The sequence below is a fragment of the Cecembia sp. genome (assembly GCF_007126775.1).
Lineage (GTDB): Bacteria > Bacteroidota > Bacteroidia > Cytophagales > Cyclobacteriaceae > Cecembia.
This window is the reverse complement of record NZ_SLAP01000018.1, coordinates 1-7,486: the sequence shown is the minus strand read 5'-3', so window position 1 is coordinate 7,486 and position 7,486 is coordinate 1. Positions and strand designations below refer to the sequence as shown.

Annotated in this window: 8 protein-coding genes; 2 read left to right on the top strand and 6 right to left on the bottom strand. The window is 39.0% G+C overall.

All coding sequences use genetic code 11. The annotated features are described in order from the left end of the window. Positions 1-140: 140 nt before the first annotated feature. Complete coding sequence (locus tag QZT73_RS01345; protein ID WP_291786223.1) at positions 141-755, top strand: GNAT family N-acetyltransferase; 615 nt, start codon at positions 141-143, stop codon at positions 753-755. Between the two features lie 109 nt (positions 756-864). On the opposite strand, the gene QZT73_RS01340 is transcribed toward QZT73_RS01345, so the two are convergent. The 5 genes from QZT73_RS01340 to QZT73_RS01320 form a co-directional block, all read right to left on the bottom strand. Then, positions 865-1,362 (bottom strand): hypothetical protein, encoded by a 498-nt coding sequence (locus QZT73_RS01340; RefSeq protein WP_291786221.1) that lies wholly within the window; start codon positions 1,360-1,362, stop codon positions 865-867. A 181-nt stretch (positions 1,363-1,543) separates the two neighbouring features. Further along, the gene (locus tag QZT73_RS01335; protein ID WP_291782625.1) at positions 1,544-2,047 is read right to left on the bottom strand and encodes a phosphoglycerate mutase family protein; all 504 of its coding nucleotides are present in this window, start codon (positions 2,045-2,047) and stop codon (positions 1,544-1,546) included. A gap of 87 nt (positions 2,048-2,134) precedes the next feature. After that, complete coding sequence (locus tag QZT73_RS01330; RefSeq protein ID WP_291782627.1) at positions 2,135-2,869, bottom strand: RluA family pseudouridine synthase; 735 nt, start codon at positions 2,867-2,869, stop codon at positions 2,135-2,137. A gap of 294 nt (positions 2,870-3,163) precedes the next feature. Further along, positions 3,164-4,744, bottom strand: a complete 1,581-nt coding sequence (locus tag QZT73_RS01325; protein WP_291782629.1) for a peptide chain release factor 3 — start codon at positions 4,742-4,744, stop codon at positions 3,164-3,166. 400 nt (positions 4,745-5,144) lie between these two features. Continuing rightward, complete coding sequence (locus QZT73_RS01320) at positions 5,145-6,380, bottom strand: ATP-binding protein (protein ID WP_291786219.1); 1,236 nt, start codon at positions 6,378-6,380, stop codon at positions 5,145-5,147. Between the two features lie 143 nt (positions 6,381-6,523). Here QZT73_RS01320 and QZT73_RS01315 point away from each other — a divergent pair, with 143 nt between their 5' ends. Further along, on the top strand, positions 6,524-6,994 hold the full coding sequence (locus QZT73_RS01315; protein WP_291780339.1) for a DNA starvation/stationary phase protection protein: 471 nt from the start codon (positions 6,524-6,526) through the stop codon (positions 6,992-6,994). A 63-nt stretch (positions 6,995-7,057) separates the two neighbouring features. On the opposite strand, the gene QZT73_RS01310 is transcribed toward QZT73_RS01315, so the two are convergent. Continuing rightward, the coding region (locus QZT73_RS01310; RefSeq protein WP_363331079.1) for a radical SAM protein at positions 7,058-7,486 on the bottom strand (429 nt) is incomplete at its 5' end.

The window sequence follows — 7,486 nt, the reverse complement described above, 5'->3', positions numbered from 1 at the left end:
TGCCGGAATCAGGGGTATATCCACAAAAATTGAGGATATGCCCGAATAATTGATGATGTTTTGCCAGAATGGGAATAATCCTCCTCAGGCAATTTCAGAACAACAAGGATTGAAACTAGAAAACCAAAAGTTAACTATTTATGATTTGTGAGGTCGGAAAAACATTTGTTACTTTTACTTTTGTGAATAATGAAATGGACTCCCTAACCTTCCTAACTGCAAAAACTACAGAAGATCTCCAAGGTATTCTTGCCCTTCAACAAAAAAACCACCTCAACAGCATTACCGCAATCAATGATGGATTTTTATTTGTCAGACATAATCTTGAGGTTTTAACAAAAATGCAGGAATTTGCCCCTCATGTCATTTGTAAAGAAGAAGATCAGGTAGTGGCTTATACCATGGCCATGACCGCAGATTGTAAAAATGACGTACCGGAATTGATTCCTATGTTTGAAGTATTTGACAAAATCCCCTTCAAAGGAAAGCTGGTTTCAGATTTCCGATACATGGTAGTTGGACAGGTCTGTGTCGGACAAAATTACCGTGGCTTGGGAGTTTTTGATAAATTGTATGCTACATACCGGAAGGCTTTTTACGATACATTTGAATTTGCCATCACCGAAATTTCAACCCGTAACCCAAGATCAATCCGGGCACATGCAAGGATCGGATTCCAAGAAATTCATCAATATACCGATCCTTCCGGAGAAAATTGGAGTATAGTCCTTTGGGATTGGGCAAAGGATAAATAAAAAAATCTCCGCTTTTGAGGAGATTTTTCTTCAATTAAGGCCTGCTTTTAAATTCTGGGATATTTTTAAACCCTTCAATTTATAAATAACCCTACAAATGCTCTGGAAATCAATTTTTGATCAAAGCGGAAGCGGATGGGGCCCGTCTATTGGATTTTTGTTTGTCATTGATGAAGGTGTAGAAAAACACCCTACCTGCTTGCTGATCTTCTGAATAGAATCTTTTGCTCATTCCATCCACTATATCAAATAAATTTTCCTGATTTTGTTTCTCAAGCCATTCCTGATCGAGGTTTCTGTATAAAGAAGATAAGGGGGCAAATGACAGATCATCCTTTTGAATCTGAACAGGTGGCACCAATTTTCCATTTTCAACTTTCGCTTTACCGAAGTAACATTGACTTTCGCCTTTGTAAACAATGCTGATCACAACATCATGATTTCCGTTTGGAATAGGCTTAGCTCCTCTTTCAGAAAAAATTTGGAAATATTCGCCATAGCATCCTCCTGTTTCATCAAGATTTATACTGATTGGACTTCCCCCCGATTGGGCATTTGATACCAAAATACAGGCGATAAATGCGAAGAATGTTAACCCTATTTTCATATATTGATGCTTAAAGTTTTCTGAAGATAAAAACTTTCTCCAAAACATCAAAAAGCTCAAAAATTTCTTACAAAAATGTCAGTTGAAAGACAGCTGTTGGTAGACAATGAAAAGTAAGTACTTAGGGCCTGCTAAAAAACAGCTAAGATGCTGCAAAGCATCATATGAAAAATAATTCCAATCAAAAATCTCTAAAAACCTTCCTTTCTACTCTTGAACTACCATCTTTTTCCAATGTGAGCACGAAGATGTAATTGTATTCAATGTCCTCCAGTTCCGGGAATTTATCGCCGCTTTCCACAAAATAATTGGCGACATGATGGATGGTGTTGCTATGCCCTACTACAAGGGCATTGCCCTTTCTTTGGCGGAGTTCTTTGACCAAGTCATCCTGTTTTTTGACATCATAAAGCTCAATACTTAAGCCGGACTGTGCATCAACTAAGGGCTGCGCCGTAGCTTTCGTACGAACAAAATCAGTACTGAATACATGTTCAATTTGTTGGTCAGCTAAAATCTGGGCCAGTTTTCTAGCCCTGGCAGACCCCGCTACACTTAATTCCGGATCATCTCCTAACAGTTGCTTTTCTGCATGCCTCACCAAATAGACGGTTTTGGGTTCCTGTTTTGGAGAACAGGAAAAAAAGAATGTTAATGCAACAAATACTAAAAAAAGATTTTTCATTCGTTCGTGTTTTTTTATTCCCTAATCTTTAATAGAACTTTTCATTCCGAAATCCGACCTCTCACTTTCGAAATTCTATTTCTTTTTTCATCCACTAAACGTGTTATCCAAATGCTGGTCCTTGGCTTTAACGGGCTCAAATTCCAGGTATTGCTCCCAAAATGCCTCCTCCGGTAGCGCTGCTCTCAAAAAAAGCTTCTCTTTTTTGATGGGATGCAAAAACACCAAATGGAAAGCATGAAGATTGATGCTTGCATCGGGATTGGCTTTGTGAAATCCATATTTAAGATCTCCACGGATGGGACAACCCATAGAGGCCAATTGCACCCGGATTTGATGGGGTCTTCCGGAAATGGGCCTGACTTCCAGTAACCAATGGTCGTTCAATTTTCCCAGTCTTTTGTAATTGAGTTCTGCTTTTTGGGATCCTGGAACCTCTTTTTCAAAAGCAGATACCACATTCTTTTGCTCATTCTTAACCAACCAATGGGTAAGTTTACCGGTTTCTTCTTGTGGTTTCTTTTTTACAATGGCCCAGTAAACTTTGTGGATTTCCCTTTTTCTAAAAACTTCCATCATCCTTTCCAGACCTTTGGAGGTCCTTGCAAGAACCACCAGTCCACTGACCGGTCTGTCCAAGCGGTGTACAGGATGTAAGAAAACTGCTCCGGTTTTATTGTATTTTTCAGCGATATATTCCTTACAATAATCTGTCAAGGTTTTGTCCTTGGTTTTATCACCTTGTACTAATACACCGGCAGCCTTGTTGACAACCAATAGGTGATTGTCTTCATAGACTACGGTAAATGGTTTTCTTTTCATTTCAAATGATTTTTACAAAATCTTCTTTCGAAGAAAATTTCAAGAAGGTTGCAATTAAAGTTTACTTAAGGCGATTATTTTTTACTGTATTGACAAAACCTTTGATAGACCTCTTATTTTTTCTTCCATTTTATCATCGGAGACTTTACCAATCTCTTGAATCAACTCTTGATTTTTCATAACCAATCATTTATCAACTTAATTTACACATTTCCATGGGTATCATCCAAACGCTATTTCTTATAACCGTTGAAACCACCCGATTACATAAGAATTCCGGGCCTTTATTGATGATTAAAACTCTGAAGTAAAGTGAAATTCGATTTCGGGATAATTGTCCTGCACCATCTGCAACCAAGCTTTTGATTCTGCCATAAAAACCAATTTGTCGTCTTTATCCCTTGCAATGTGCCTGTTCTTGGATCTGACGAATTCATCCAATTGCTTTTTATCCTTGCCGCTGATCCAACATGCCTTATACAAGTTCATTGGGGCAAATTCTACAGAAGCATTGTATTCATGCTTGAGCCTGAACTGGATCACCTCAAACTGTAGCTGGCCCACTGTACCTACCACCTTTCGGTTACCCATCTCATAGGTAAAGTACTGTGCGACTCCTTCTTCCATCAATTGTTTGAGACCTTTTTCCAATTGCTTGGTTTTCATGGCATCTTTGTTGATGACTTCCTTGAAAATTTCTGGTGAAAAACTTGGAATTCCTTTGAATGTAAGGTTTTCACCATCTGTAAGTGTATCTCCGATTTTTAAATTTCCCGTATCATACAAGCCAATAATATCACCGGGAAAAGCTTCATCTACAATTTCCCTGTCCTGTGCCATAAACTGAGTCACATTGGAAAAACGCAGGGGTTTGGGGCCTCTTACATGATTGTAAGGCTTATTTCTTTCAAATTTCCCTGAGCAGATCCTTAAAAAGGCAATCCTATTCCTATGATTAGGATCCATGTTGGCATGGATTTTAAAAACAAATCCTGAAAACTTGGACTCATCAGGTTTAACCTCCCTTTCCTCCGCATTTCTGCTTTTTGGAATGGGGGCGATATTGATAAAAGTGTCCAACATTTCATTGACGCCAAAATTGTTGACTGCCGAACCAAAGAAAACCGGTGCAATTTTACCTTCAAGGTATTCTTTGGGGTCAAAATCAGGGTATACCCCTTCGATCAGTTCTACATCTTCCCGTAGTTGATCAGCAGCATTTTGTCCAATCCGCTCATCCAATTTGCTGTCTTCGAGGTTTTTTATTTCGATGCGGTCATCGCTCAACTTTCGCTGACTGGGAGTAAAGAGGTTCAGTTTTTTATCATAGAGGTTATAGACTCCCTTAAAGCTTTTCCCCATACCGATGGGCCAGGATAGGGGGCGTACCTTAATATTCAACTTCTCTTCAACCTCATCGAGCAGTTCATATGGATCACGTCCTTCACGGTCCAGTTTATTGATAAAGCAAATGACAGGAGTATTGCGCATGCGGCAAACTTCCATGAGTTTTTCTGTCTGTATTTCCACCCCTTTCACACAGTCAATGACCATGATGACAGAATCCACTGCGGTCAAAGTCCTATAGGTATCTTCCGCAAAATCCTGGTGACCAGGTGTATCTAACAGGTTAATTTTGATGCCTTTGTATTCAAAGCCCATCACAGAGGTCGCAACAGAAATACCTCTTTGCTTTTCGATCTCCATCCAGTCAGATTTGGTGGCTACATCAATCTTGTTGGATTTTACTGCACCGGCTGTCTGTATGGCACCGCCAAAAAGCAATAATTTCTCGGTCAAAGTGGTCTTTCCGGCATCCGGGTGGGCAATAATGGCAAAGGTCCGCCGCTTCTGTATTTCTTTGGTCAAACTCATCTAAAGTCCTGATTTGCTTTTTTTTCAGGCTGCAAAGGTAGGGCTTATTCCTTTGGGATGGAAATAGCTGGAGAAAATACTTGCAGCCTCTATAAAAGTAGGGTTGGCTTAAGATACTTGTTGCCTGAACCTCGTTTTGAACAAAGTGATTTCCTTAATTTCTTTTAAGTTAACCAAAGGAGCCTGTTTATTAAAGGCTTGGGTAACTAAATGTATTGGTGTTTCCAAAGTAAAAATTGTTAAAAAAAATTTCTTAGCTCTGTTACCATTGCATTCGATTCTATAAACATAATTTTGTACAGTATATTTTATTTAAAAACAAAAGTTGCCTTTGCGATGCTACCCATCACATCAATAAAAATGTATGGAGGTATGCTTACATCAAATAGAAAAGTAAGGGTTATACACTTTGCCCAACAAAATCTTCTCTCTGGAACTTGGTGATCCCATCCAAGCTGCTGTGCAGTACTATTCTGAAAGTAGTTCCTTTTCCCAATTCGGACTGTTTTACAAAAACTTTTCCTTTGTGGTAACCCTCAATGATTCTCTTGGCAAGGGTAAGCCCTAAGCCCCAGCCTCTCTGCCTCGTGGTAAATCCAGGGGAAAAGACCTTTTTATACATGCCTTTTTCCATCCCTTTACCTGTATCCGAAATATCAACACAGACGAATCGTTCGCTTTCTTTAATTATGTCAATAGAAATTTTTCCCTGTCCTTTCATGGCATCCACGGCATTTTTACAGATGTTTTCAATCACCCATTTAAAAAGTGGTCTGTTCATCAGGGCTTCCACATGATTGCCATACCCGTTTACCTTGATGTCTACTTTTGATGATATCCTGGGCCTGAGGTAATTGATGGCATCATCTATAACTGAAAACACATGTTCAGGCTGTATTGAGGGTTTACTTCCTATTGAACTGAAGCGTTCCGTGACCATTCTCAATTTGACGACATCTTTATCCATCTCCTGAATGACCTCCTTGTTTTCTTCCCATACCGGGGAATTTCTCAGGTAATCTATCCAGGCCATTAATGAGGCTATCGGTGTGCCTAATTGATGGGCAGTCTCCTTGGTCAATCCCGCCCATACTCTGTTTTGCTCCGCTACCTTGGATTGATTAAATACGGCATAGGCCAAAATACCAAAAAATAAAATCACTGAAAGTTGGACATAGGGATAAAATCGTAGCGATGTCAATAATTCAGAATTCCTGTAATAAACCAAAGCATCCTCTGTAGGAATGGGTTCGTATTGGGCCTTCATTTTCAAAAGTTCCTGTTGTAAAACCCGCGCTTTGTCTTCCTCAGTAGTTTTATTTTTGAAGTTAATGTTTCGGTAATCAATTGGATTTTCAGTCCCATCTACCACAATAACAGGGATTGAGGTGTTCTGCTGAATAATTTCCTGATTGATAAATGTCAGATTGTCAGTATAAATTGAGGCATATTCCCAGGCTTTGGCCAAAAGCTCAATCTGTCTTTTTTCCCTTTCCTTAAGTTCATCTACCAACTTATTGGTATAAAAAATAGAACCGAAGCTGATTATCACTGCACAGATCACCACCAGCCATTTGATACGCCCTTGATTGCTGTACAAATCCAATGCAGAAAAATCCTGTAGTCTGTTTATCATGGCATTCTAAATTCAGGCCTTAATCTAAATAGAAAACTCCTTTCTTCCATAGATATTATCAATCTGACAATATATCTTTTTAACCCTTCGTGGCCTTATTTTTGCTCTATATGAGTGGAATTTTAACCATAAATATAACTATTATGAAGACAAACGAAATCGGATTAAAAATAAAAGAGAGTAAGGCATTGGTGGAAAAGTTGAACGACTTATTGGCCAATTATGAAATATATTACCAAAATCTTAGAAATTTTCATTGGAATGTTACCGGTCCTCATTTCTTTGAATTGCATGCAAAGTTTGAAGAACTATACAATGAAGCCAATGTTGGTATCGATGAAGTGGCGGAAAGAATTCTCACTTTAGGCATCAGGCCATTTTCCTCCTTTGAAGAATTTATTGAAAATTCAGTAATCCAAGAAGCAAAATTGGTGACGGATGCAAAGGAAATGGTCGAGATCATCCGAGATAACCTGAATACGCTATTGAATTTGGAAAGGGAAGCCTTGGAAACTGCGGCAGAACAGGGGGATGAGGGTACTGTCACATTGATCAGTGATTATATTACCTCCAAAGAAAAGACGGTATGGATGCTTTCAGCATATCTGAAATAATCCAGAAAAAGATCAAAAAAAGAGGATGGAGTTTTAGCCCCATCCTCTTTTTTTTATACCTGATTACACATTTACATGTCTTTCAGCATGGTAAGAAGACCTCACTAAAGGTCCGGATTCTACATACTTTAACCCTCTTTTCAAACCCTCTTCTCTATAATGGTCAAATACATCGGGATGAATAAATTCAGCCACTTCAATGTGCATTTTTGTAGGCTGTAAATACTGACCTAAAGTTAGAATGTCACATCCATGTGCTACCAAGTCATCCATGGCTTTATAAACCTCTTCCTTGGTTTCACCTAAACCCAGCATGATCCCGGTTTTGGTTCTTTTACCATATTCTTTGGTCAATTTGGTTTGTTCCAAAGATCGGGCATATTTGGCCTGAGGCCTCACCCTCCTGTATAGTCTCTCAACTGTTTCCATATTGTGGGAAACCACCTCCTGACCAGCAGAGATCATTCTATACAAGGCATCCCAATTGCCTTT

What these genes read in the sequence shown, in the direction of transcription:
- QZT73_RS01340 (WP_291786221.1), bottom strand. Translation starts at nt 1,362, where the DNA reads ATGAAAATAGGGTTAACATTCTTCGCATTTATCGCCTGTATTTTGGTA.
- QZT73_RS01315 (WP_291780339.1), top strand. Translation starts at nt 6,524, where the DNA reads ATGAAGACAAACGAAATCGGATTAAAAATAAAAGAGAGTAAGGCATTG.
- QZT73_RS01335 (WP_291782625.1), bottom strand. Translation starts at nt 2,047, where the DNA reads ATGAAAAATCTTTTTTTAGTATTTGTTGCATTAACATTCTTTTTTTCC.
- QZT73_RS01320 (WP_291786219.1), bottom strand. Translation starts at nt 6,380, where the DNA reads ATGATAAACAGACTACAGGATTTTTCTGCATTGGATTTGTACAGCAAT.
- QZT73_RS01325 (WP_291782629.1), bottom strand. Translation starts at nt 4,744, where the DNA reads ATGAGTTTGACCAAAGAAATACAGAAGCGGCGGACCTTTGCCATTATT.
- QZT73_RS01330 (WP_291782627.1), bottom strand. Translation starts at nt 2,869, where the DNA reads ATGAAAAGAAAACCATTTACCGTAGTCTATGAAGACAATCACCTATTG.
- QZT73_RS01345 (WP_291786223.1), top strand. Translation starts at nt 141, where the DNA reads ATGATTTGTGAGGTCGGAAAAACATTTGTTACTTTTACTTTTGTGAAT.